Source organism: Pseudomonas fulva, assembly GCF_023517795.1.
Taxonomy (GTDB): Bacteria; Pseudomonadota; Gammaproteobacteria; order Pseudomonadales; family Pseudomonadaceae; genus Aquipseudomonas; species Aquipseudomonas fulva_D.
Genome location: NZ_CP082928.1, coordinates 131,257 through 156,913, shown reverse-complemented (window position 1 = coordinate 156,913; position 25,657 = coordinate 131,257). Strand labels below are relative to the sequence as shown.

Annotated in this window: 12 protein-coding genes and 4 tRNA genes; 9 read left to right on the top strand and 7 right to left on the bottom strand. The window is 66.7% G+C overall.

Annotated features, from left to right (window positions below):
• Positions 1-73: 73 nt before the first annotated feature.
• Both K8U54_RS00590 and K8U54_RS00585 read left to right on the top strand, forming a co-directional pair.
• Positions 74-562, top strand: coding sequence for a glutathione peroxidase (locus K8U54_RS00590; RefSeq protein ID WP_249908426.1), 489 nt, complete (start codon positions 74-76; stop codon positions 560-562).
• Positions 555-1,004 (top strand): MarR family winged helix-turn-helix transcriptional regulator, encoded by a 450-nt coding sequence (locus K8U54_RS00585; RefSeq protein WP_249908425.1) that lies wholly within the window; start codon positions 555-557, stop codon positions 1,002-1,004. The genes K8U54_RS00590 and K8U54_RS00585 overlap by 8 nt, the downstream gene beginning before the upstream one ends.
• A gap of 14 nt (positions 1,005-1,018) precedes the next feature.
• On the opposite strand, the gene K8U54_RS00580 is transcribed toward K8U54_RS00585, so the two are convergent.
• Positions 1,019-3,328 (bottom strand): hybrid sensor histidine kinase/response regulator, encoded by a 2,310-nt coding sequence (locus tag K8U54_RS00580; protein ID WP_249908424.1) that lies wholly within the window; start codon positions 3,326-3,328, stop codon positions 1,019-1,021.
• A 103-nt stretch (positions 3,329-3,431) separates the two neighbouring features.
• Between K8U54_RS00580 and K8U54_RS00575 the strand changes: the two genes are divergently transcribed.
• Together K8U54_RS00575 and K8U54_RS00570 are read left to right on the top strand one after the other, a co-directional pair.
• Complete coding sequence (locus tag K8U54_RS00575) at positions 3,432-4,322, top strand: ATP-binding protein (RefSeq protein WP_249908423.1); 891 nt, start codon at positions 3,432-3,434, stop codon at positions 4,320-4,322.
• Positions 4,319-4,801, top strand: coding sequence for a GAF domain-containing protein (locus tag K8U54_RS00570; protein ID WP_249908422.1), 483 nt, complete (start codon positions 4,319-4,321; stop codon positions 4,799-4,801). Before K8U54_RS00575 ends, K8U54_RS00570 begins: the two co-directional genes overlap by 4 nt.
• Before the next feature lie 21 nt (positions 4,802-4,822).
• Here K8U54_RS00570 and K8U54_RS00565 read toward each other — a convergent pair whose 3' ends face one another.
• Positions 4,823-5,593, bottom strand: coding sequence for a hypothetical protein (locus tag K8U54_RS00565; protein WP_249908421.1), 771 nt, complete (start codon positions 5,591-5,593; stop codon positions 4,823-4,825).
• A gap of 315 nt (positions 5,594-5,908) precedes the next feature.
• Between K8U54_RS00565 and K8U54_RS00560 the strand changes: the two genes are divergently transcribed.
• From K8U54_RS00560 to K8U54_RS00545, 4 genes are all read left to right on the top strand, one after another.
• Positions 5,909-5,984: transfer RNA gene (locus tag K8U54_RS00560), tRNA-Glu, on the top strand.
• Between the two features lie 30 nt (positions 5,985-6,014).
• A tRNA-Gly gene (locus tag K8U54_RS00555) sits at positions 6,015-6,090 on the top strand.
• Between the two features lie 46 nt (positions 6,091-6,136).
• Positions 6,137-6,212, top strand: a tRNA-Glu gene (locus K8U54_RS00550).
• 13 nt (positions 6,213-6,225) lie between these two features.
• A tRNA-Gly gene (locus K8U54_RS00545) sits at positions 6,226-6,301 on the top strand.
• 236 nt (positions 6,302-6,537) lie between these two features.
• On the opposite strand, the gene K8U54_RS00540 is transcribed toward K8U54_RS00545, so the two are convergent.
• Positions 6,538-8,283 (bottom strand): ABC transporter ATP-binding protein/permease, encoded by a 1,746-nt coding sequence (locus K8U54_RS00540; protein WP_249908420.1) that lies wholly within the window; start codon positions 8,281-8,283, stop codon positions 6,538-6,540.
• A gap of 231 nt (positions 8,284-8,514) precedes the next feature.
• On the opposite strand from K8U54_RS00540, the gene fhuF reads away from it, so the two are divergent.
• Positions 8,515-9,171 carry a siderophore-iron reductase FhuF gene (gene fhuF, locus K8U54_RS00535; protein ID WP_249908419.1) on the top strand — a complete coding sequence of 219 codons (657 nt, stop codon included), beginning with the start codon at positions 8,515-8,517 and terminating at the stop codon, positions 9,169-9,171.
• 10 nt (positions 9,172-9,181) lie between these two features.
• Here fhuF and K8U54_RS00530 read toward each other — a convergent pair whose 3' ends face one another.
• Genes K8U54_RS00530 through K8U54_RS00515 form a run of 4 tightly spaced genes read right to left on the bottom strand, consistent with a single transcriptional unit; the run spans position 9,182 to position 25,623 of the window.
• On the bottom strand, positions 9,182-9,964 hold the full coding sequence (locus K8U54_RS00530) for a thioesterase II family protein (protein WP_249908418.1): 783 nt from the start codon (positions 9,962-9,964) through the stop codon (positions 9,182-9,184).
• Between the two features lie 11 nt (positions 9,965-9,975).
• Positions 9,976-11,613 carry a cyclic peptide export ABC transporter gene (locus tag K8U54_RS00525; protein WP_249908417.1) on the bottom strand — a complete coding sequence of 546 codons (1,638 nt, stop codon included), beginning with the start codon at positions 11,611-11,613 and terminating at the stop codon, positions 9,976-9,978.
• 1 nt (position 11,614) lies between these two features.
• Positions 11,615-15,460: a non-ribosomal peptide synthetase gene (locus K8U54_RS00520; RefSeq protein WP_249908416.1), complete on the bottom strand. Its 3,846-nt coding sequence runs from the start codon at positions 15,458-15,460 to the stop codon at positions 11,615-11,617.
• Positions 15,460-25,623, bottom strand: coding sequence for a non-ribosomal peptide synthetase (locus tag K8U54_RS00515; protein ID WP_249908415.1), 10,164 nt, complete (start codon positions 25,621-25,623; stop codon positions 15,460-15,462). Before K8U54_RS00515 ends, K8U54_RS00520 begins: the two co-directional genes overlap by 1 nt.
• Between the last annotated feature and the right edge of the window lie 34 nt (positions 25,624-25,657).

Genomic DNA, 25,657 nt, shown 5'->3' with positions numbered 1-25,657 from the left:
GGTGAGTCAGATTGTGTGCAATTCAATTGCTAGCTACTCTTTTCGCTCCATTCTCGAGAAGAGCGCTGACGCCATGAGCCAAGACCTGCTGGCCATACCTTGCACCACCATCAGCGGCGAACAGAAGCGCCTGGGCGATTTCGGCGCCAAGGCCATCCTGGTGGTCAATACCGCCAGCCAGTGCGGTTTTACGCCGCAGTACCAGGGGCTCGAAGCGCTCTGGCAGCGCTACCGCGACAAGGGGCTGGTGGTGCTGGGCTTTCCCTGCAACCAGTTCGGCAAGCAGGAGCCGGGCGACGAGCAGGCGATCTCCAGTTTCTGCGAGCTGAATTTTGGCGTGAGCTTCCCGCTGTTTCGCAAGGTGGAGGTCAATGGCCCGGCGGCGCATCCCCTGTTCGTGCAGCTCAAGCGCCAGGCGCCTGGCTTGCTCGGCACCCAGCGGATCAAGTGGAATTTCACCAAGTTCCTGATCAGCGGCGATGGTCGTCAGGTCAGCCGTTACGCACCGACCACCAAGCCTGAGGCGCTGCAGGCGGCTATCGACGCGCTCACCGATGGATGATCTGGCCCTCGACCGGCAGCTGTGCTTCAAGCTGTACGCGGCGTCCCGCCAGGTGATACGTGCCTACAAGCCGATGCTCGACGGCCTGCAACTGACCTACCCGCAGTACCTGGTGATGTTGGTGCTCTGGGAATGGGACGAGGCAGCGCCGGCGCAGCCGACGGTCAAGGCCCTGGGCGAACGCCTGCTGCTCGATTCGGGCACTTTGACCCCACTGCTCAAGCGCCTGCAGGCGGCAGGCCTGGTGGAGCGCCGGCGTAGCGCCGTGGACGAGCGCGAGATGCACCTTTGCCTCAGCACGCAAGGGCGCGAGCTACGCCGCCGCGTGCCGGTTCTCAAGCAGCAGTTGCTCTGCGAGCATGGCGTCGATACCAGGCAGCTGGAGCCCCTGCGCGCCCAGCTGGACATGCTGCTGCAGCGCTTGGCCGAGCCGTTACCCTAGTAGCCGGCCGCCGCTCAGGCGGGCAGCCACTGGTCGAGCAGGGCGAGCAGCTCTTCACGGCGGAACGGCTTGGCCAGGTAATCGCTCATGCCTGCTGCCAGGCAGCGCTCGCGCTCGTCCGACAGGGCATTGGCGGTCAGCGCGATGATCGGCAGCTGCTGCCAGGCCGGGTTTTGCCGAATGCGGCGGCTGGCCTCGTAGCCATCCATGACCGGCATGTTGCAGTCCATCAGCACCAGCTCGAAGGCTTCTTCCTGCAGCCGCTCCAGGGCCTGCTGGCCGTTGTTGGCCAGCACCACCTCGAGGCCCTGTTTGGCCAGCATGCCCTTGGCGACCAGCTGGTTGACCGGATTGTCCTCGACCAGCAACACGCGCGCCGGTTTGCGGTCGCTGGGGATCGGCTTGGGCGCGCCAGCCGAGTCGTCGGATGGCCGCTTCAGCGCGTGATTCAGCGCCTGCAGCAGGTGCTGCCGGGTCAGCGGCCTGGCGACCTGTTCCAGGGGCGCGAGCGCTGCAGCCTGGGCGCTGTCCAGGAAGCTGCCATAGGCGGTGACCAGGATGATGGGGGTCGCCGTCTGCTGGCGCAGCCTTTCCATGCAGCTGGGGCAGTCGCTGATGATCACGTCGGCGGGGATATCCTCGGCATCCCGGGCGCTGTCCAGGCGGCGGTAGTCCAGCCCCCAGCTGCCGATCAGCAGCGGCAGCAATTCGGCCAGACCGGTGTCGGCAGCGCAGATCGCCAGCACGCGCCCGCGCAACTGCGGCGCCGGCAGCGGCGCTTCCAGGCTTGGCAGCGGCAGAATGGCGCTGAAGCGACTGCCGCTGCCCGGTGTGGACTGCAACTCGAGGGTGCCCTGCATCGCCTCGCAGAGGCGGCGGGTCAGTGCCAGCCCCAGCCCGGTGCCGCCGAACTGCCGGGTGATGTTGGCGCCGGCCTGGGTGAACGGCTGGAAGATGCGCGCCTGGGCATCCTCGGCGATACCGATGCCGGTGTCGCAGACCTCGATACGGATGCGTTCGCCTTCAGCGCCGATACGGATGTCGACCCGGCCCTCGCGGGTGAATTTCAGGGCGTTGGACAGCAGATTGCTGACGATCTGTCGGACACGGGTCGGGTCGCCGAGCACCTGGGCAGGTAGCCGGGGATCGATCAGGCAGGTCAGCTCCACGCCGCTCTGGGCATTTTGCGACAGCAGGCTGGCGGTGCCTTCCACCAGGGCGCCGAGGTCGAAGGCGATACGTTCGAGTTCCAGCTGGCCGGCCTCGAATTTCGACAGGTCGAGGATATCGTTGAGCAGGTCCACCAGCACCTTGCCCGAGTCGTGGGCGATGGACAGCTGCTGGCGTTGTTCGCTGTTCAGCGGCCCTTCCAGCGACAGGGCGAGCATGCCCAGCAAGCCATTGAGCGGGGTGCGGATTTCGTGGCTCATGTTGGCCAGGAAGATCGAGCGCGCCTGGGCCATGGCCAGGGCGTCGCGGCGGGCCTGCTCCAGCTCGTGGTTGGAGCGGCTGAGGCGGCTGTTGGCCGCCTTCAGCTCGACGGTGCGCGCCGAAACGATGGCCTCCAGTTCCCCCAGGTAGTCGGTCAGGCGATCCTCGGCGGTGCGCCGGTGCTCGATCTCGGTGGCGATGCTGGCGAACTGGCGGTTGGCGACCTTGACCAGTACGCCGATCTCGTCGCTTTCGTGGCCGGGCGGGCAGGGCAGCTGGGTGCGGTCGGGCGTGCGCAAGTCGCGGCCGGCGAGCGCCTGGATCACCTGGGTGAGCGGCTTGGTCAGCATGAAATAGAACAGCACCAGCAGGATCACCGACAGCAGTAGGCTGCGGGTGAAACCGTTGACCATGGTGAGCACCGAACGCTTGAGAAAGTTGCTGCCGAAGGCATAGGTGTCGATGTCCAGTTGCAGCATGCCGAGCTGTTCGTCCGGCGCGTGATCGACCGAGAGCTTGGTCTCGAAATGGCGGCTGCTGCCGAACAGGAAATCGCTGAACAGCCGGTAGCGGCTCTGCATGGATGGCTGGGTGGCACTGGCCAGCACTTCGCCGTTGCTGTCGACGATGCGCGCACCGATTACCGCGGGCGAGCGGCGCAAGCCCACCACCAGCTCCTGGGCGAGTTCGGCATCGATGTTGTAGGCGATTCTGGCGGCCGGGTTATGGCTGATCTCCATCAGCGCACGAATCTCGCGGTTGATGGCCGCGTCTTCACTGGCATAATCGACGCCGATCTGCACCAGGCTGAGCAATGCGCCCAGAATGAACGCGACGAGAACGGTGAGGCCTGCCTGCTTGAATGACAGTCGCTGTCTGAGTGGTATTTCCATATTGGGTGGCGCTGTCTCGTTCCGATCGCTGCCCAAGCATAGACGATCTGGCCTGTTTTTCGGCACACCTGCCTCACAGACTGAATACTCGAGGAGCTGCTACGTGGATTCCCGTATTACCGATTTTCTGGGCCGCGCCGAAAGCGTGCTGACCCGCCTCGAACCGCTGTTGCCGGCTGTTCGCGAGCCGCTGGACTGGCGTCATACCCTGGCCGCGCGCTGGCAGCGCGAGGGCCGCTCGGGCTACCTGCAGCCGCTCAAGGTGAGCCTGGACATGAAGCTGTCCGACCTTATCGGCGTCGATACCCAGCGCGAGCAGCTGGCGCGCAACACCCGGCAGTTCGTGCAGGGCATGCCGGCCAACCATGCGTTGCTGTGGGGCGCGCGTGGCACCGGCAAGTCGTCGCTGGTCCGTGCCCTGCTGGCCGAGCATGCCGGCGCCGGGCTGCGCTTGATCGAGATCGAGCGTGATCACCTGGCTGATTTGCCGCGGGTGGTCGAGCAACTGATGAAGCTGCCGCAGCGCTTCGTTCTGTTCTGCGACGACCTGTCGTTCGAGGCGGGCGAGGGTGATTACCGGGTGCTCAAGAGCGTGCTCGACGGTTCGCTGGAGCGTTCGCCGGAAAACGTGCTGCTGTATGCCACGTCCAACCGCCGGCATCTGGTGCCGGAGCGCGAGAGCGACAACGCCAATACCAGGATGGTCGACGGCGAGCTGCACCCCAACGAGGCCGTCGAGGACAAGATCGCCCTGTCGGACCGCTTCGGCCTGTGGCTTTCCTTCTACCCCTTCACCCAGCAGCATTACCTGGATGTGGTGCGCCACTGGATCGAGGTCCAGGCGCAGCAGGCCGGCCTGCAGTGGCAGTGGAGCGAGGAGCTGGAAAAGCTCGCCGTGCGCTGGGCCACCGGCCGTGGTAATCGTAATGGCCGCTGCGCCTATCAGTTCGCCCGCCAATGGGTCGGGCTGCAGTTACTGGAGACTTCGCAATGATCGATTTGAGTCAGACCGGTTCCGGTCTGGACGGTTACGCCCTGATGACCGCCCAGCTGGAGGCCCTGCTGTCTGGCGAGCGGGATTTCATCGCCAATGCCGCGCAGTTCAGCGCTTTCGTCTATCACGAGCTGGAGGGGCTGAACTGGGCCGGTTTCTATCTAGTGAAGGATGACGAGCTGGTGCTCGGCCCGTTCCAGGGCAAGGTGGCCTGCGTGCGCATCGCCTTTGGCCGCGGCGTGTGCGGCGCTGCGGCGGCATCGCGGCAAACCCAGCGGGTGGCGGATGTGCATGCGTTCCCGGGCCATATCGCCTGCGACAGCGCCTCGAACAGCGAGCTGGTGGTGCCCTTGATCAAGGAGGGCCGGTTGATCGGTGTGCTGGATCTGGACAGCCCGCGGGTAGGGCGTTTCAGCGAGGCGGATCAGCGCGGTATCGAAGGCTTGGCCGCCGTGCTGCTGCGCGCCAGTGATTGCTGAGGGCTGAGAGGCGCAGGCCTCTCAGTCGTACAGTGCCTTCTTCTTCCAGTCGCCGTCGTCTTCCATCGACTTGAGCCCCTCGGTCAGCTCGCTGTTGGCGTCGTCGCCAGGTGCCTGTGAGCTGACCAGCATGGCATTGACACGCTCGAGCTGCTTCTGGAATTGCGCCAGGACCGCCTGGTAGCGCGCAGTGTCGGCCTGCTTCTGCAGAAACTGCACGCCGCGCTCCAAGGCCAGCCGCGCGTGCCCGGCCTGTTGCTGCTGCAGCGCCTGTTTGGCCTGGTTGCCGTACAGGTCTATATACAGCTGCACCAGCATGTGGCGAATGTCCTTGGCCCACTGCTTGGCTTCCTCCACGGGCAGCATGCCGGTCTGCGCCAGTTTGCCGACCTGACCGTGCAGCGCCTCCAGCTGTGCGCGTACCTGAGTGGCCTTGGCATCATCGGTCACATGGAAAGGCGCATTGCGTACCGGAATGTCCTGGCCCAGGGCGATCATCTTGCGCAGTTCCTCGGCCATGGTCAGGTAGACGCTGTCCTGCTTGTCGACTTCCAGGATGCGTTCGGCGAACTGCAGCTGCAGGCGGCACAGCAACAACTTGAGCTCGGGGCTCATGAACTGGCCGGCGAACTGTTCGTTGAGGTCGGCAACACGTCGATAGCGTTCGGCCAGGTCAGCTTTCAGGCGCGATTTCTTGCGCTTGTTGTTTTCGGCCAGTTGATTCAGGTAGGCCAGCAGCACCAACAGCGTGATACCGCCGATTATCGCCATGGTGATCACGAGCGAGGACATCGTCTTAACCTCTCGAATGCCGTTGTGCAGGGCGCAGCGACCCGCGAGCCGGGGCTGCCTGTCAATGCCGACCAGTTTACTCGCGTTCTGCCATCATTGCGCGCATTAGGCGAGGGCGCGCGACGCCGGCCTGCTGCATTAAAGCAGGCAGCATTGGTTTGTACTGCGCGCGCGATGCCGGAATCCGGGTGAAGTCGTTGATTTTAAAAAATTTTATATGAGAGGTTGACGAGTGTTGAAAGGCTCCATAGAATGCGCGCCACTTCCACGGTAATGCTGAAAAGCACAGCGGGGAAGCCGGAAATTTCGGGCAACGTCCCCTTCGTCTAGTGGCCTAGGACACCGCCCTTTCACGGCGGTAACAGGGGTTCGAGTCCCCTAGGGGACGCCACTTCCAAAAGAAGTGGAGCAGCAAAAGATTGCGGGAATAGCTCAGTTGGTAGAGCACGACCTTGCCAAGGTCGGGGTCGCGAGTTCGAGTCTCGTTTCCCGCTCCAGATTCTGGATCCAGCCTGGCAGCTGGATCGCGGTAAGAAGTTCCAGGTCCCCTTCGTCTAGTGGCCTAGGACACCGCCCTTTCACGGCGGTAACAGGGGTTCGAGTCCCCTAGGGGACGCCAATTTGTTGTAAATGCGGGAATAGCTCAGTTGGTAGAGCACGACCTTGCCAAGGTCGGGGTCGCGAGTTCGAGTCTCGTTTCCCGCTCCAATTCTTCACTACGGACGATCCAAGGTCTGTAGTCTGTCGCTCAGCAGGTCGATGCCGTTCTGCTGGATGTCCAGAAAAAGCTAACCGCCGATCAAACCAGCCCTGTTATGGCTGGGATGATTGGCGGTTTTGCGTTTATCGCCCTCCAAGTTACGAATCAGGCACCGATCTTTGTCTGGGCGTCTCGGCGTCGCCGTGCCTGTCGATGTCGTACACCGCGCTGCTTACCGAGGCCATCACGAGGTGGAACTGTGCGCCTGTCGGCAGGGTGTTGGGCTATTGGCGATGTGCTGGCGAGCCCCGTCGCCACTTTTCGCGTCGTGGTCGAGGTCCAGGGTCTTGCCATGCAGGGCGGCCAGCGATGCCCGATGCCCGACGCTGATCACGATGGCGTCCGGCAAGGCATGGCGCAATTGCTGATAACAGTTCCTTTCGCTCGCTTCGTCCAGTGCCGAGCTGCTTTCATCCAGGAACAGTACCTTTGGTTGGAGCAGCAGGGCGCGCACGAAGGCACAACGCTGCTGTTCGCCAATGCTCAGGGTCTGTGACCAGTCGAGTTCGGCATCAAGCCGTTCGCTCAGGTGGCCGATGTCGCATTGATGCATCGCCGCCAGCAGTCGCGGATCTTCTTCAGGGTGTGGCGCTGACGGATACCAGAGCATGTCGCGCAGGGTGCCGAGGGGCAGGTAGGGCTTCTGCGCCAGGGTAAGGGTGCTGCCCAGGTCGTAGCGCACCACGCCGCTGGCATGGTTCCAGATGCCGGTCAGGGCGCGGATCAGCGTGGATTTGCCGAAGCCGGACGGTGCCTGGATCAGCAGGCGCTCACCGGGTTGCAGGTGCAGGTCGAAACCTTTGAGCAGCCGCCTGCCATTGGGCAGCCACAGCGACAGATCCTGCACGTCGAAGCCCTCCGCCTGGTATTCAAGGTCTAGGCCGTTCTCGTTGCCGATACCATCCAGGCGTTGCTGGAAACCGATCAGGCGGTCGACCACCGATTTCCATTCGGCAAGCTCGGGAAATACCTTGACCAGATAGGCCATGGCCTCGTGAACCTCGCCAAAGGCGGCGCTGAGCTGGGTCAGGCGGCCCAGGGGGAAGGCACCGGCGAAGAACTGGGGCGCCATGATGAACATGGGAATGATCATGGCGCTGCGCATGTAGAAGGTGGAGTAGCCGAGCACGATCTTCTGCTGTTTTACCAGGGACCAGAAATTCTCCAGTGCCGCCCCCAGGCGCTGGCTGAAACGAGCGTGCTCTTCGCTTTCGCCCCGATACTGGGCAACGGCTTCGGCGTTTTCCCGCAGGCGCATCATGGCGAAGCGAAAATCCGCCTCACGACGCTGCTGGATGAAATTCAGGCGTGGCAATGCGCGCCCCAGCCAGAAGGCGCCGCCAGTACCGAGGATGGAATAGAGCAGCGCGGCCCATACCAGCAGGCCGGGAATCACCAGTTCCTCCCCCGCGATGGGGATACGCACAAGACTCGATGCCTGCCAGAGAATGTGCAGGAAGGAGAACAGCGACAGCAGGGCGGTCATCAGGCCCAGGCTGAGTTTCAGCGACATGGTGATGAACAGGTTGATGTCGTCGGCGATGCGCTGATCGGGGTTGTCCGTTTCCGGGGCCGTCAACTGCAGCTTGAGGTAACGCTGGCGCTGCAGCCAGAGTTGCAAGGTGTTCTCGGTGGCCCAGCGGCGCCAGCGCAGGGTGAGTTTCTGCTGGAAATGGAAGGCGGCCACGGTGAAGACGGCCAGGCCCATCTGCAGGAAGAGAAACTGTATGCCACCGATCAGGAAGGCGTCGTAATCGAGGGCCTGCAGCGCATTGTAGAAATGCAGGTTCCAGAAGTTGTACAGCAGGTTGACCCCGACCAGGCACAGGTTCATCAGGATCGTGCCGAACAACAGCAGGAGGGCGGGGCGTTTTTCGGCAGACGACCAGAACGGCCGGGCGAGCAACCAGAAATCACGTAATGTCTGCATGTGGCCTCGAGTTGCCCGGCGTGAAACGCGTTGAGTTTATAGAGGGGCGGCTATACCATCAACGCTAATCGTTCTCATCGGTTTGACCCAGCGTGGCGGAGGCAGGCCATCGAACTACCGGACTGGCTGTGCCAAGCATGGCCGCCCATCCAGCGCGTGATCCAGGTGGAAAGCCAAGGGCGCACTTCGGTGCCGCTGGCCGACCTTGCAGACCCCAGGGTGCTGCACCCTATGCTCGAACGTTTCGCCGAACTCTATCCCGGCATCAAGCGCCCCCCAGTCGCCTCCCAGTGGTCGATGAATTACTTCAGCGTCATGCTGCCGGCCACGCTGGCGGCCGTGTTGACGCGTGACCTGACCATCGCCTTCTGGGAGCGGGAAGTCGCCTTGTTGCATGACGCGGGCCAGCCCCGCGCTTTGTGGCTGCCGACGCCACAGGCCTCACTTGCCGCCCGGCAGCGTGATGACTACTGGGCGCGTCTGCTGCATGAGCACCTGGAACCGCTGTTCACCAGCATTGCCGCCTGGGGTGGGCTGGCACCGAAGGTGCTATGGGGCAACTTCGCCGCCATCTGGGATGGCGCCTTCGCCCGCATCGACCCCAACCTCGAGCGTGAGGGATTCGCCGAGGCTCACCGCTGGCTGGAGCGTGCCGTGGTCGCTGACGGACGGCTGAAGCCCAGAAGCCTGCAGTGGATGGTCGACTCGCCGGCGCCCGAGGTCTGTGCTCGCATCCCCTTGCGCCGCCATTGCTGCCTGCACTACCAGTTGCATGCTCCAGTAGCCGGCAAGCCGCAGGTGCTGTGCGAGTCCTGCCCGAAGCTGCATCGCCTGCCCCAGGCGGAGCAGGCGAGCTATCTGCGTTATATCTACGGGGCCGAGGGCTAGCTCGCTCGGGCTACGCAATCGTCTCGGCAACTCCCAACCGACGCTTCACCAGTTCCACTACCTGTTCCGGCTGCTCGAAGGCGAAGAAATGCCCGCCCTCGAAGCCGTGCAATTCGCAGCCGGCTCTGGTTTCCATCTGCCAGTCGTGCAGCGTTTCCCGACCCACATGGGCATCGTCATGCCCGGCCAGCACGCTCATGGGTACGTCGAGGCGTGGGCGCTGCTGGTAGCGGTAGCGGCTCAGCAGGGCGAAATCGGCGCGGATGGCCGGTAGCAGCAAGGTCATCAGTTCCTGATTGGCCAGCACTTCGGGCGGGGTGCCGGCGTAGTCACGCAGCTTGCCCAGCAGTTCACCGTCACTGAGCAGGTGGTAGCGCGGTGCCCCGACGCGGTGGCGCGGCGCGCCGCTGGCCGAGACGAACAGATGGCGGGGAGAGGCCAGGCCGCGTCTGACGCAGTGGTGGGCCAGCTCGAAGGCGACCAGGGCGCCGAGGCTGTGGCCGAAGAAGGCATAGGGGCGGTCGTCGTGCCGGGCGATGACCTGGCCCAGTTGCTCGAGCAACTGGGCGAAGTCATCCAGCGGCGGCTCGCCGAAGCGTGCGCCACGTCCTGGTAGCTGAATGGCGCAAAGCTGGATGCTCGGCGCCAGTTTCGCGAACCAGGGGATGAAGCTGCCGGCGCTGCCACCGGCGAAGGGGAAGCAGAACAGGCGCAGGCGCGCGCTGGGCAGCGGGCGGGTCTGGATCCATGACGAGTCAGGAAGGCGTTGCTCGGACAGAACCTGGGCATGCATGACCTGCCTCCTCAGTAGGCCGCAGCCGCGAGCGGCTCGGTGCCGGTTTCGGACACGCAGCCCTGGTTCACCTTGATCAGCCGGTCGGCCAGGTGGAAGTAGGCGTCGTCGTGGGAGATCACGATCACCAGTTTTCCACGCTGGCGCAGATCGGGAAGGATCCTGGTGTAGAAGAAGCGCTTGAACACCGGGTCCTGGTCCGCCGCCCATTCGTCGAACAGGTAGCAGGGGCGGTCGTCGAGGTAGGCAGCCAGCAGGGCCAGGCGCTTGCGCTGGCCGGTGGAGAGGTCGAGGGTGGACAGGCGACCGCCTTCGATATTGACCTTGTGCGCCAGTTGCAGGTGCGCCAGGTAGTCACGGGCTTGCTGCATCAGGTGTGGGTTATCGCCGTCGAGCAGGTGCTCGAACAGGCAGAAGTCGGTGAAGATCGCCGAGAAATGCTGGCGGTAGAGATGATTCTGGGTGCTCGCGGATACCTGCTCGTCGAGCAGCAAGTCGCCGCCTTCGGGTTGATAGAGGCCGGTCAGCAGCAGGGCCAGGGTGGTCTTGCCGCTGCCGTTGCCACCGGTGATGAAGACCACCTCGCCAGCGCGCAGCTCGAGGTCGAACGGGCCGAGGGTGAAACGGCCGTCCTCCCCCTCGCGGTAATAGCTGTGGCGCACCTCGCGGCATTGCAAGCGTGCCACGTGTCGGGCCGGCGACAGGGTATCCGCCGGTGTGCCGGCGACTTCCAGCTGTCCTTCTAGTGCGCGGATCTTGCGCAGCGAGACGCTGGCCCGGCCCAGGGTGGGCAGGGCATTCATCAGCTCGGACAGCGGCGTGATCATGTACAGCAGGGTGAGGATATAACCGGTCACCAGGGTCGCACCAAGATCGATGAACTGTGGTGCCAGGAACAGCACCGTGCCGATCAGCAGGTAGAAGATGCCGTTACCCCAGTTGAGCACCAGGGCGTAGATGCTCATGCCGCGCACGAAGTCGCGGCGGTACTGCTGGCTGATGGGGTAGAGCAGGCGCTCGAAGAACTGCAGGCGCCGCGAGTGGTTGAGCTGCAGTTCCTTGCTGCCGTCGGTGAGCAGGCGGTACTGGTCGAACAGCTGATCCTTCAGCTCCCGCGCCTTGCCGATGGAGGTCAGCGCCTTGCGCTGCGGCCAGTGGAAACTTGCCGCGCCGAGCAGGATCAGTGCCGTGGTCAGCCCCAGCAACGGCAGGCTGAGCCAGCCCAAGTAACCCAGGCAGGCCAGCACGATGCCGCTGTTGACCAGGAGGATGGGCACCAGCTCTACCGCCTGGCTGATGGTCTGCGTATCGTCGGTGAGCATCGCCAGCAGGCGGTGCTTGCCCAGGCGTTGCAGGCGTGGGTAGGGGGTATCGATCAGCTTGCCGCTCAGGTGCAGGCGCATGTCGCTGACCGCCGTCTGCCCGAGGCGCAACAGGCTCACGTCGGAGACGATGCGTCCGCTGACGACCAGCACCACCAGGCCGGCGAACAGCAGCCCATCGGCCGGGCGCAACTGGCTGAAGCCGGCCAGGGAGTGGTTGATGTTGGCGATCAGACCGGCGGCTGCCAGGCCGCAGGCCAGGCCGGTGGCGGTGGCGATCAGCAGGGTGCGCCAGGAACGTCGCGCCAGTAGCAGTAACAGATCCATCTCAAGTCATCTCGTGGTCTAGAGGTTCACGCCGTGGCGTACCCAGGTTGGCCAGGCGCTCGACCAGGGCCCGTTGCCAGGCTTCCTGACGCAGAATGTCCAGGTGTTGCGCGGCAACGGTCTGCTCGCAGCTCGGGCCTTGGCTGAGGTTGCGCCAGTCCGGCGCGCTGAAGTCTTCGGCCTGCAGGGTCGCGCTGGCCCACCAGAGGTGCAGCGGGCAGCGTAGCGTGGCAGGCCGGAAGGTGCCGATCAGCATCTGGGTGTGGGCATGCTGGCGCAAACGGTATTCCAGTTGCTCCCAACTGTCGCCTGCCAGGTGCAGGCCCTGCTGGCGAGCCCACTGCGCAAGGGCCAGTGGCCATTCGTCTGGCGTGCGCTCGAGCAGGTGAGCGCGCGCCGCCTCGGTCAACGCCGACAGCCGCTGCTGGCTCCCGGCGTCGAGTCGTTCGGCGGCCGCTTGCAACAACGCCTCCAGGCTTTGCGTCGCTGTGCTGCGCTGGGTCTGCGAGTCGACGATGGCGAGAAACGCGACTTCCTCGCCGGCCTGCTCCAGTTGCGCCGCCGCGCAGAAGGCCAGCAGGCCGCCGAGCGACCAGCCGAGCAGATGGTACGGGCCGTGAGGCTGCTGCCGGCGCAACTGCTCGACGTACACCGCGGCCAGGGCCTCGAGCGTGTCGCGCCCTGGCTGCGGGCTGCCCTCGGCCAGATAGGTGGCCTGCAGGCCCCAGAGGTTCCAATCGACCAATACGTCGCTCAGAACGCGGTAGTCCTGCACATGGCCGGTGGACGGGTGGAAGCAGAACAGGTCGCCTTTCGCTTCATCGGCTCGCGACAGCGATACCAGTGGCGAGAGTTGCATCTGTGCCTGCACCAGTTCGGCGAAACGCGCCACGCTCGGCGCATTGAACACGGCATTGACCGGCACCGCCGTGCCCAGCGCATTCTGCAGGCGGCTGGCCAGCTTCACCGCCGCCAGCGAGTGGCCGCCGAGGGCGAAGAAATCGTCCTCGATGCCGACCCGTTCCAGACCCAGCACTCCGGCCCAGATCTCTGCCAGCAACTGCTCCAGCGGTGTGCGCGGCAGGCTGTCGCCGACCTGGTCGAGCGTCTGTTCGGCCCACTGGGCGAGGGTCTTGCGATCCAGCTTGCCGTTGCCCAGCAGTGGCAGGCCATCGACCAGGCGCAAGGCCGGCTGCATGTGCTCCAGCAGACGCTCCTGCGCCTGGTGCTGAAGCTGGGCGAGCGTGCTGGCCTGGCCGTGTTCGAGGGTGAGGAAGGCGAACAACTGCTGATCGAAGGGGCCACGTGCCACGCAGGTGACGGCGGCCTGGGCCACACCGGGCAGGCGGGCGAGCTGTGCCTCGATATCGTCGAGTTCGACGCGAAAGCCACGGATCTTCACCTGGCGGTCGACGCGACCGATGATCTCCAGGCTGCCGTCCGGGCGGTAGCGCGCGCGATCACCGGTGCGATAGAGGCGCTCACCGGGTAGCTGCGGGTGGTCGCCGAAGCGCTCCCGGGTCTGCTGTTCGTCCAGGTAGCCGCGTGCCAGTTGCGGCCCGGCGAGATAGAGCTCGGCGGCCTGGCCGGGCGCAGCGTGGTTGCCCTGCTCGTCGAGCAGATAGGTGCGCATGCCGTCCAGGCGGTCGTCGAGGGGCAGGTGGCGGTAGTCGATGGCCGGGTCGAGGCGATGCATGAGCACGCCGATGGTGGTTTCGGTCGGGCCGTAGTGGTTGTACACCGTCAGTGTGGGGGCGAGGCGCCGCAGGCTCTGCAGCAGGCGTTGCGGGCTGTGCTCGCCGCCCAGGATCAGTTGCCTGCGCGGCAGGGTGGCGGCGGCCGCACTGTGGGCGAGCCAGGCGTCTAGCAACGAGGGCACGGTTTTCAGGTGATCGATCGGATGACGTGCCTGGTAGGCCGCCCAGGTTGCCGCATCGAGGCTGGTGGCCTTGTCCACCACGTGCAGCTCACCGCCGCTGAGCAAGGCCGGGAACAGCAGGGTATAGCTGAGGTCGGCGGCCAGCGAGGTGACCAGTGCGCTGCGCTCGCCGGGAGCCAGCGCCAGGCGCCGGAGCAGGCTGTCCACGTAGCTGCCGAGCTGGCGATGTTCGATCACCACGCCCTTGGGCGTGCCGGTGCTGCCGGAGGTGTGCAGCACGTAGGCGGCGCTGTGGGCGACAACGGACAGCTCCAGCGGGCCGTCCGGCAGGTGCTGCCAGCGTGGCAGGTCACCCAGGTCGAGGCTCTCCAGGCCGGCTTGCGCCGGTGCCGGGGCACTGCCGTCGATGAGCAGGAAGGCCGGCTGGGCGGCGGCCAGGATCGCCTGGCTGCGGGCCAGCGGCTGCTGGTTGTCCAAGGGCAGGAAGGCCGCGCCACTCTTGAGCACGCCGAGCATGGCGACGATGGCGTCGGCATTGCGCTCCAGGTGCAGGGCCACGCGATCCTCCGCACCGATGCCGCGTGCGTTGAGAAAACGCGCCAGTTGGTTGCTGCGCGCCTCCAGTTGCGCATAGGTCAACTGCTGGCGGGCGTCGCACAGCGCCAGGCGTTCGGCGAAGCGTGATGCTTGCTGGCTGAAACGCAGGGGGAAGGCCATGAAGGCCGGGTCGGGTAGTTCGCTGCGCTGGCCCTGCACAGCGGCCAGGGTGGCGTCGAAACTCGGGCTGTGCAGCGGCAGCGCCTGTAGCCGTTGTTCAGGATCGTCGAGGGCGGCGAGCAGCAAGGAGCGGTATTGCTCCAGCAGCACCCGGGCGCTCTGCAGGCTGTAGCCGGTGTTGGCGAAGGCGAGATTGAAGCGGTAGACGATGGCGCCTTGCCTGTCGCGAAAGGCCTCCGGGGTGAGCAACAGGTCGAAGGCCTGGGCCGGTGAGTTCAGTTCCAGCACCGAGAGCTGCACGCCCGACTTGCCCGCCATCGGCAGCGCCTGGGGTAGCTGGCCGCCCCACTCGAAGCCGTAGCGCCTGGCATCTGGCGAGGGATCGCTGGTGATGTCGCAGTACTCCTGCCATTCGCGTGCGCGGTCGCACAGCCGCTGCACGCCGTCGAGTGCCTCGGCGAAGCGGGTGTGCAGCGAAAAGCGCCAGGCCAGGGGCAGGGACTTGGCGAACGCGCCCCAGCAGCCGGCCAGTTCGTCGTAATCGTCGCGGCAGTCGTGCACCCAGTTCATCGTCAGGGCCGGCGCGTCGCCCGGCGTCAGACGTTGCAGCAGGGCGCACCAGGCCGTCAGCAGGACCTCGGCGGGAGTCACCTGGTGCTGACGGCAGAAGGTTTCGAGCCGCGTCGTCAGTTCCGGCGTACCCTCCAGTTGAGCGATCAGATGGCCTGCCGTGGCTTGCAGGTGCACCTGACGATAGGGCAGTTCGCCCGACTCATGCTCGCCCAAGGCTTGCTCACGCCAGTAGCGGCGACCCAGCTCGGCGTCTTCCTCGTCCTGCAGTTCGTACAGCCAGGCGCTGTACTGGGTGTAGCTCATGTCCTCGTCGTCCGCCTGCGCCTCGCACGCCAGCGCCCTGGCCAGACGCAGCAGGGTACCCCGGTCGGCGCTCAGTGCCGGCAACTGCAGGTGCAGGCGCTGGTGCTCGCTGCCCAGCACCTGGCACTCCAGGCGCACGCCGGTTTCGGCATGTACCGCCTCGCTCGGCGGCACGATCCGTTGCAGGGGCACGCGCAGCCCCGGCGAGGGGCACAGCCGCAGGCGCAGTGCCTCATGGCGTGCCACCAGGGCCTGCAGGCGGCCATGCAGCTCCGACAGGTCGACCGCACCGTGCAGATCGAGTGTCAGCGAGGCGGCAGGCAGGCCCGACTGCCAGCGCAGGCGCTGTTGCGGTGAAAGCTGGAATTGTTCCATCAGCGACTCTCCTCCAGCGCCAGCTCAGCACGCGTGGTGTTTTTCGCGAGCGCATCGAGTTCCTCGCGGCGCATCATCTGGCCCATGGCGACGCAGATCTTGCGTTCGCCCTCGAAGGGGTCGCGGGCATGGGCGACCAGCATGTTGTCGAGCATCACCACATCGCCCTTCTGCCAGGCGAAGCGCACGGCGCAGGCCTCGTAGACCCGGCCGATCTCGGCCATCACCTCGTCCTCGATGGGGCTGCCATCGCCATAGCAGACGTTGCGTGGCAGGTGCTCGGGGCCGAACAGTTCCAGCAGGTTGCTGCGTACCTCCGGCTCCAGGCAGGCCGGGTGATGCAGTTGTACCTGGTTGAAGAAGGATGCCTCGCCGGTGTCCGGGTGGTGGACGATGGCCGGGCAGCGCTGGGCGATGCGTAGGCCATCCTCGCCGAGCCAATGCCACTGGGTGCCGGCCTCGCGGCAACGCTGCTCGACCTCATCGCGGTGTTCGGTCTTGAAGAAGTCCTGCCAACGCACATCGAGCTTGTCGGTGAAGTGACGAACGTAGAGCAGGCCCTGGGTGTGCAGCTTCTCGACGATCGGTTGCGGCAGGCGGGCGAGCACCTCGCGGCAGTCGACGATGGGGGTGCAGCCGCCCTGCGGTGCGGGTTTGTCGCAGTAGAACCATTGCTTGCGCGGCCACTGTGCGAGGTGCGAGCTCTCGTTGTGGAACAGGATCATGTGCTGCTCCGGGTAGGGCGTGGAGTGGTAGATGTTCTTGCCCGAGTTGTTCTTCGGCAGGTCGCCGTAGGTGCCGTAGAGATCGGGTTCGATGGCCTGGGCGAACTGCTCGAAGGCGCTGGCGTCCGGCAGGTCGAAGCCACGGAACAACAGGCCGCCGTGGCGCCGCAGTTGTTCGCCGATCCAGCCACGGGCCTGCTGCGCCCAGATCACTGGGTCCAGCTCGCCGAGGCGTGGCTCGATCAGCAGCGGCAGGGCGCGTTCGGCTGCCAGTGGCGCGCTGCGAACCTGTTCCTCGGGGCGCTGGCTGACGGCAGTGGCACGGGTTTGCTTGAGCTTGCTCAGTTTGGACAGCTTGCGCGAGGCGCGGCTTGCCTCGTCCTGGGTGGATGCATCGTACATGGCAGTGTTCTCCGTGACGGCCGGGCTGTGCAGGTGCCAGTCCCAGCCTTGCAGGGCGTGTTCGGGGGCCTCGATGAGCCGTTGCAGCAACGCATCGAAGCCCCGCTGCAATTGCTCGATGGTGTCTGCCTGGAACAGGCTGGTGCGGTACACCCAGCGCAGGGTCAGGCCCTGTTGGTCTTCCTCGGCGAACAGGGCCAGGTCGAACTTGCTGGTTTCCTGGCGCGGGGCCAGGTGCTCGACGTGCAGGCCGGGCAGTTCGGCGGATGAGCGGGGCGTGTTCTGCAGGACGAACAGCGCCTGCACCAGCGGGTTGACGCCGGCCTGGCGCGGTGGCTGCAGGGTCTCGACCAGCTTGTCGAACGGCACCTGCTGGTGCTGGAAGGCGGCCAGGGTATCGTCGCGCAGGCGTTGCAGGCGGGCGTTGAAATCCTGCGCCGGGTCGAGCCGCGCGCGCAGTGGCAGCACGTTGACGAAGAAGCCGATCAAGCGCTCCAGGGCGGGCTGCTCACGGTTGGCCAGATCGGTGCCGACCAGGAAGTCGTCGTCGCCGGTGACCCGTTGCAGCAGGCAGTTGAAGGCATTGAGCAGCACCATGAACAGCGTGGCGCGCTGCGTCTGTGCATAGGCTTGCAGGCGTTCGGCCTGGGCCCTGGGCAGGGTCTGGCGCAGTGCTGCACCCTGATAGTCGGCCTGCGCCGGGCGCGGCTTGTCCAGCGGCAGGCGCAGCAGCATCGGTGCGCCCTGCAACTGGCTGCGCCAGAAGTCGACGTCGCGCGCCAGGCGCTGCTGCTGCGCGGGGCTGCGCTGCCAATGGGCATAGTCGGCGTACTGGATGGGCAGTGCCGCCAGTGCCGGTGCCTGTCCGCTGCGGTAAGCGCTGTAGGCGGCGATGGCTTCTTCGACCAGGATGCCCATGGACCAGGCATCGGTGGCGATATGGTGCAGGGTGAACTGCAGCACATGGCGTTTCTCGCCCAGGCGCAGCAGGCGTGCGCGCAGCATGGGTGGGCGCTGGAGGTCGAAGGGGCGCGCGGCTTCCTCGTCGATGCATTGCTGCAACTGCGCGTGGTCACTCGCTGCCAGCGATTGCAATGGCAGTTCCAGGCGCACCGCGTCGGCTATGACCTGGCGCGGCGTGTCGCCGTCGAGGATGAAGCCGGTGCGCAGCGACTCGTGGCGATCCAGTACATGCTGCAGGGCGGCGTGCAGCGCCTCGACATCCAGCTCGCCCTCCAGGCGTACCGCGGTGGAGAGGTTGTAGGCCGCGCTGGGGCCTTCCAGCCTGTCGAGGAACCACAGGCGCTGCTGCGCGTAGGACAGCGGCAGCGCCTGGCTGCGAGACACCGCCACGATCTCCTCGACGGTGGCGGCCGCATTGGGCGTCTGGGCATCCACCACCTTGGCCAGCTCGGCCACGGTGCGATGCTCGAACAGGGCGCGCAGCGGCAGTTCGACGGCGAGTCGGCGACGGATGCGTGCGACCACCTGGGTGGCCAGCAGCGAATGACCGCCGAGGGCGAAGAAGTCGTCGTCGACGCCCAGCGAGGTCAGGCCGAGCAGGTCCTGCCAGAGTTCGGCCAGGGCCTGCTCGGTGGGCGTGCGTGGGGCTACCTGGGCCTGGGCGGATGCCTCGCTGGGCAGGCCCAGGGCGGCCAGTGCACGGCGGTCGACCTTGCCGTTGGCATTCAGCGGCAGGCTTTCCAGGTGACGCCAGTGGCCAGGAACCATGTAGCTCGCCAGTTGCCCGCGCAGGTGCTCGACCAGCAGTGCCTGCGCCGTGGCAGCGTCCAGCGCGGCGTCGCGGGGCACGTAGCAGGCCAGCAGTTGCAGGTCGCCGCGGGCGTCCGGCAGGGCCAGTACCACAGCGCTGTCGACCTGCGGGTGGCGCATCAGGCGGTTCTCGATCTCGCCCAGTTCGATGCGGTGGCCACGGATCTTCACCTGCTGGTCGCGGCGGCCGAGATATTCGATCACACCGTCGGCGCGGTAGCGGCCGATATCACCGGTGCGGTAGAAGCGCGCGCCGGGCTCGAACGGATGCTCGACGAAGGCCGCGCGGGTGCGCTCGGCATCGCCCAGGTAGCCGCGGCCGACACCCACGCCGGCGACGCACAGCTCGCCCGGCACGCCGATGGGCTGCGGGCGCAGGTCGGCATCGAGGATATAGAGCTGGTTGTTGGCGGTCGGCCGGCCGATCGGCATGTGCGCGCAGTCGCTTTCCGACGCCTCGTGTATGGCGTGGAAGGCCACGTCGTCGGAGCACTCGGCCGGGCCGTAGGCATTCATCAGCGGGGTGCCGGGGAAGCGGTTGCGCCAGTCGCGGGCCAGTGCCGGTGGCAGCGCCTCACCGGTCGGCAACAGCCAGCGCAGGCTGCCGAGCTGGTGCTGCGGGCCGGCTTCCTGCAGCAGGCCGCGAATCAGCGCGGGCACCGCCTCGAGCAGGTTCAGGCGCTGGGTCTCGATGGCATCGAGCAGGGCGGCCGGATCCTGGGCGACGGCATCCGGCAGGATGTGCACGGTGGCGCCGACGATAGGCGCGGCGAGGAACTGCCAGATCGAGATATCGAAGGCCGGCGAGGCGGTCTGGGCGATGCGATCCTCGCTGCACAGGCCCAGGGTCGGCACCTTGCCGAAGATGTTGTTGAGCATGCCGCGTTGCTCCACCAGGGCGCCCTTGGGCGTACCGGTGGAGCCGGAGGTGAAGATCACGTAGGCGAGCTGGTCGGGACGATGGGCGTACTGCACTGGCGCCGCGTCGCCTTGCCACAGCTCCTGCACCACCAGGCAGCCAGGCTGCCGTGCGACGCCTGCCAGTACCCGGTCGAGCAGCCCGCTGGCCTTCTCGTCCACCAGCAGCAGCGGCGCGCCGCTCAGCTCCAGCAGTTCGCCCAGTCGCTGCGGCGGGTGCTGGATGTCCAGTGCCTGGAAGGCGGCGCCGGCCCTGAGTGTGGCGATCATCATGCACAGCAGCGCCAGGCCCCGCTCGGCGGCCAGGGCAACCAGGGTATCCGGGCCGGCACCGGCCTGCTGCAGGGCGTGGGCGATGGCGTTGCTGCGCCGGTCCAGTTCGGCGTAGCTGAGCGTTTCTCCGGCGCAGACTGCAGCCAGGCGTTGCGGATGGGCGCGCACCTGATCGGCGAACAGGGCGGCGTAGCTGCGCTGCAGCGGGAAGTCGACGGCGCTGTCGTTCCACTCCACCAGCAGTTGCCGGCGCTCGGCCGCGGGCAGCATCTGCAGGTGGCCGAGCGGCGCCTCGGGTTGCTCGAGCATCTCACCGAGCAGGTGCACCAGATGGCCGAGCATGCGCTGCACGGTGTCCGCACTGAAGCGGCCCTGATCATAGGACAGGCGGATACCCAGGCGGTCGCCCGGATAGAGCACCACCGTCATCGGGAAGTTGGTGTGCACGCGGTCTTCGTAGATGTCGATGCTGAAGCCGTCGAGCCGCACGCTGGCGACGTCCAGCGGGGCGTTCTCGAACACCACCAGGCTGTCGAACAACTGTTGCCCACGGGGAATCTCGCTGCCCCGCTGGATCTCCACCAGCGGCGCGTATTCATGGTCGCGCAGCTCGGCGTTGTGTGACAGCAGCGCCTGCAGCCAGTCGATCACCGGGCGCTCGGGGTCGACGTCGACCCGCAGCGGCAGGCTGTTGATGAACAGGCCGACCATTTCCTCGACCCCGGCCAGCGCGGTGGGGCGCCCGGCCACGGTGACGCCGAAGAGCACGTCGCGGTTGCCGCTGTAGCGCGACAGCAGCAAGGCCCAGGCGCCCTGGATCCAGGTGTTGGGAGTGAGCTGGTGCGTCTGGCAGAGTTGCTGCAGGCGCTGGGTGCTCGCCACGCTGAGCGTGGTGTTGCAGTCGCCGACCACGTCCGGCGCACGATCCGGCTGGGCCACGGGCAGATCGACCTGCAGCGGCGTGGGCGCCTCGAAACCCGCCAGTTCGCTCCGCCAGAAGGATTGCGCAGCGTCCATGTCCTGGCGGGTGAGCCAGCTCATGTAGCCACGGAACGGGCGCCAGCGTGGACGCGCCACCGCTTCGCCACGCGCCAGGGCCTGATAGATGGCCAGCAGGTCTTCCATCAACAGGCCGAAGCACCAGGCATCGGTGAGGATGTGGTGGAAGCTGCGCACCATGCTGAAGCGCTGCTCGGCCAACTGGAACACACGCAGGTAGGTGAGTGGCGCGCGGCTCATGTCGAAGCCGCGTTGGCGTTCGTCGGCCAGTACGGCATCCATCGCTTCGCGCTGACGCTCGGCATCGAGGTGACGCCAGTCATACCACTCGAAGGCCAGCTCGGTATCGCGATAGACGCACTGCAACGGCTCATGGTCTTCCTGCCACCAGAACGCCGTGCGCAGCATCGGGTGGCGTTCGAGGAACAGCTTCCAGGCACGCTCCATGGCCGGCCGCTGCAACTCGCCGTCCCAGCTGTAGCGCTGCTGCATCAGGTAGATGCCGCTGTGCGGTTGCAGCAAGGTGTGCAGCAGCATGCCCTGCTGCATGGGCGAGAGCGGGTAGAGATCTTCCAGGCGTTCCCAGGGCAGCGGCTCGCTGGCCAGGGTGGCGGCCTGCCCATGGCACAGCGGGAAGGCCGAACTGGCGGGACGCAGCTCGGCGCTGTCGGCCAGCGCTGCAAGGGCCCGCAGATGTGCCACCAGGCCAGGCAGCCAGGTGCAGGCCAATGGCCCTTCGCCGCGCAGGTGCAGGCTGTTCTCATGCCAGCACGCGTCGAGGGTCAGCCCTTCGGCCAGGGTCGGTTCATGGCTGGCGGCCTGGATGTCGGCGAGCACCGCCTGTGCCTCGCGGTGCGCGTCCCAATCGCCGAGCCAGCGCAGGGCGAGGGCCGGCGTCGGCAGCTCGCGCAGGGGTTCCAGCAGGTAGGGGTTGTCCGCCAGGTGGCGCAGGGTGGCATAGTCCGCGCCGAACTGCGGATAGGAGTGCAACTGCGCGGCCAGGTCTTGCAGACGAGCCAGTGCGTCACCGCTCGGGGCCTGCAGGTAGAAGGGCACTGGCAGGGTCAGCGTGCCCAGCATCCGCGCCGGGTCCAGGTCCGCCAGGGCGATCGGCGCCTGCAGCGGCAGGCGGTTGGCGTCCGGGCGCCCGGCCTGCACGGTCAGGGCCAGCGGTGCACCACTTTCAGCACCCAGACGGTCGACCAGGCTGCTGGCCAGCAGCACCTCCCAGTCCAGTTGCAGGGTGTCGACCAGGCGCTTGAGGCGTGCCGAGGTGTCCGCGTCCAGGCGCTCTTGTGCCTGTCCATCCTGCTGGCCGGAGAGATCGAGGACGGGCAGCTCCAGCCCGGCGAATTGCAGCCAGTGTTCCCAGACTTCGTCCAGGCGCTCGCTGCTGGCGTCCTGCTGCTGGTGTTCGCACCAGGCGCCGAGTTCGCCGCCGCTGTAGGACAGGCGCAGCGGCCGTTGGTAGCGCAGTTGTGTGAGTGCCAGGTTGAGGTCGGCGAGCAGCAGGGGCCAGGCCGCTTCGTCGAGGCACAGCGGGTGAGCGACCAGCAGCAGCCGAGCGCCTGCCGCGCCGTGCAGCAGGCTGGCGTGCAGGCCCTGCCCGGCGGCCAGGTCGAGGCGAGTGAAGGTGGCCTCGGCCAGCGTTTGCAGGGGCTCGTCATGGTACGTGCACTCGCTGACTTCGATGGTGGCGGGCGTGCTCAGTACCCGCTGTTGCCACTCGCCATCGGCGCTGCGTTGCAGGGCCAGGCGCAACGCCTGGTGATGGCCTTGCAGCGCCGTCAGGGCCTGGGCCAGGTGGGCGGCAGGCAGCTCGCCGTCGATGCTCAGGCAACGCCAGCTAGGCTGCAGCGCACTTTCCAGGCGCGCACGTTGGCCGGCGCTCAGGGGGATGGCGAAACCGTCGCCCTGTTGCCGGGCGGCGGCGCTTTCGGCGCCGGCACCGAGCACTTGGGCGATGTCGGCGATGGTGCGGTTCTCGAACAGTTGCTTGGGGGTCAGTTTCAAGCCCTGCTGGTTGGCACGGGCGATGATCTGCAGGTTGAGAATCGAGTCGCCGCCGAGGCTGAAGAAGTTATCGTGCACCCCGACCTGTTCGACCTTCAGCACCTCCTGCCAGATACGCGCGAGCAGCGCCTCGACCTCATTGCGTGGTGCGACGTGGCTGGCGGCGTCCGCAGCCGGTGCACTGGGCAGCGGCAGTTGACGCAGGTCCGGCTTGCCGTTGGCGGTCAGGGGGATGGCGTCGAGGGTGATGACGTGGGCCGGCACCATGTAGTCCGGCACGCGGCGGCCCAGGTCGTCGCACAGCTTGCTGGCCGACAGCGACTGGCTGGCCACCACGTAGGCCACCAGGCGCGGTGTGGCGTCCACCTCCAGCACGCGCACCAGCACCTGTTCAATCAGCGGCGAGAGACGGCGGATCTGCGCCTCCACCTCACCCAGCTCGATGCGGTTGCCACGGATCTTGACCTGGTTGTCGACGCGACCAAGGAAGGCCAACTGGCCGTCGGCCAGCCAGCGCACACGGTCGCCGGTGCGGTACCAGCGTTGCCCGTCGCTGTCGACGAAGCGCTCGGCGGTGAGGTCGGCGCGGTGCAGATAGCCGCGGGCCAGATCGCCGGCGATCCACAGCTCGCCGGGAACGCCGATGGCCACTTGGCGGCCATTGCCGTCGACCACCCGCAGGCGGCGGTTGGCCAGGGGACGACCGAGGGGGACCAGCCCGATGTCGGCTGCCAGCGGGGTGGCCAGGGCCCCCACCGTGGCCTCGCTCGGGCCATAGTGGTTGAACAGGCGCAAGGTCGGCGCCAGGGCGCCTACCTGGCGCAGCAGCTCGGGCTTGAGCGCGTCGCCACCGAATACCAGGCGTTCGCGCGGCAGCAGGCGTGGGTCGGGGTGGGCCTGGAGCAGGCCCTGCAGATGGCCGGGGGTGATCTTCAACACATCCACCGGGTGCTCGCCGAGGAAGTCGGCCAGGGCCAGCGGATCGAAGCTGGTGTCTTCGTCGACCAGGATCAGGCTGCCGCCGTTGCACAGCGCGCCGAACAGTTGGGTATGGCCGAGGTCGGCCGCCACCGTCGAAAGCAGGCCATAGCGCGCCGCTGGAGGCGGATCGAGCAGCTCGGCGACGGCGGCGAGGTAGCCGACGATGGCGCGGTGCTCGACCACCACGCCCTTGGGCGTGCCGGTGGAGCCGGAGGTGTAGATGACGTAGGCCGGGGCGTCCGCATCGTCGCCCGCCTGTACCGCCGTGCTGGGCAGGGCGGCGATGGCGTCTGCCTCATCGTCCAGCCACAGCCGGGCCGGGCTTTCGCTGCGGGGCAGGCGCGGCTCCAGGGCGCGCTGGCTGATCAGCAGATCGGCGCGGCTGTCCTGGAGAATGTCCGCCAGGCGCCCGGCGGGTTGCTTGAGATCCAGCGGCAGGTAGGCGGCGCCGCACTTGAGGGTGGCCAGCAGCGCCACCACGAAGTCGACGCTGCGCTCCAGAGCCAGGGCGAGCAACTGGCCGCTGCCGATCCCCTGAGCGTGCAGGCGATGGGCCAGGCGGTTGGCCTCGGCATCCAGTTCGGCATAGCTCAGGGCACGGGAACGATCCTGCACGGCCAGGCGCTCGGGATGGCGTTTTGCAGCGTCGACGAAGCGTTGCTGCAGGGTGCTGGCGGCGACCGCCAGGTGCGCGCCCTGGCCGTGGGCTTCCAGGCGCAGACGTTCTTCCGCGCTCAGCCAGTCCAGCGCCTGCACCTTGGCTTGCGGTTGCTTGGCCATGGCCAGCAGCAGCGCACGCAACTGGGCGCTGAGCAGGGCGATCTCGGCATCGCTGAAGCGGCTGCGGTCGTAGCTGAACAGGTATTGAAGGCGCTCACCCGGCACCACGATCAGCGACAGCGGGAAATGGTTGCGGCCCTGGGTCAGGCGGATGCCATCGGCCCGGCGCTGCTCTGGCGGGGCGCTGAAGCGCAGGCCCTCGGCATCCTGGTTGAGCGCATCGGTGACGGGGAAGTTCTCGAACACCAGGATCGAATCGAACAGGGCGCGCTCGGCCGGCACCTGGCTCAGCGGTTTGAGGCGGCTCAGCGGCAGGTAAGCGTGCTGGCGCAGGTCGCTGTTGCAACGCTGCAGATCCTGCAGCCAGTCGCCGAGGGTGCGGTCGTCGTCCAGGCGCACACGCAGCGGCAGGGTGTTGATGAACAGGCCGACCATGCTGTCGACACCGGCCAAGCCGTCCGGGCGACCGGCGACGGTGACGCCGTAGACCACCTCGTCACGCCCGGCGTGTTGCCCCAGCAGCAGCGCCCAGGCGCCCTGGATCAATGTGTTGACGGTCAGGTGCTGGCTGCGCGCGAACTGGTTCAGCCGTTCGGTCTCGGCGGCGTCCAGGCGGGTTTCGCGCTCGGCGTAGGGGTGCGCCTGCGGCGCCTCGGGCGGCGCGGCGAAGCTCGGCAGGGGCGTGGGTTCGCTGAAGTCCTGCAGTTGTTCGCGCCAGAAGTGCTCGGTGGCCTGGACGTCCTGTTCGGCGAGCCAGGCGATGTAGTCGCGGTAGCTGCGGCTTGGCGGCAGGCCGGCGTTGTCGCCGCGCACCTGCTGGTAGTAGAGGGCCAGCCATTCCTGGATGGCGACGCCGACGCTCCAGCCGTCCATGAGGATATGGTGGAAGGTCCAGATCAGATGCCAGCGCTGTTCCGGCAGGCGCACCAGGCACAGGCGCATCAGCGGTGCGTCGTTGAGTTCCAGCGCCTGGTCGCGCTCCTGCTGTGCGCACTGGCGCAGCGCCTCGTCGGCCTCGTCGCGGTCGCGCCAGTCCAGCTCGCTCAGCGGCAGGGGGACTTCGTGCTGCACCACCTGGTAGGCGTCGTCCAGGTCCTCCCAGAGAAAGGCGGTGCGCAGTACCGCATGGCGCTGCATGAGCGCCTGCCAGGCACGGCGGAAGGCGTCGGTGTCGAGCGGCCCGGTCATGTCCAGACTGAGCTGCTGGTAGTACACGCGCGAATCCGGTTCATAGACGCTGTGGAACAGCAGACCGTGCTGGGTGGGCGAGAGGGAGTAGATGTCCTCGATGTTGCTCATGATTCTGGTTCCAGTCCGTAGGCCGTGAAAACGT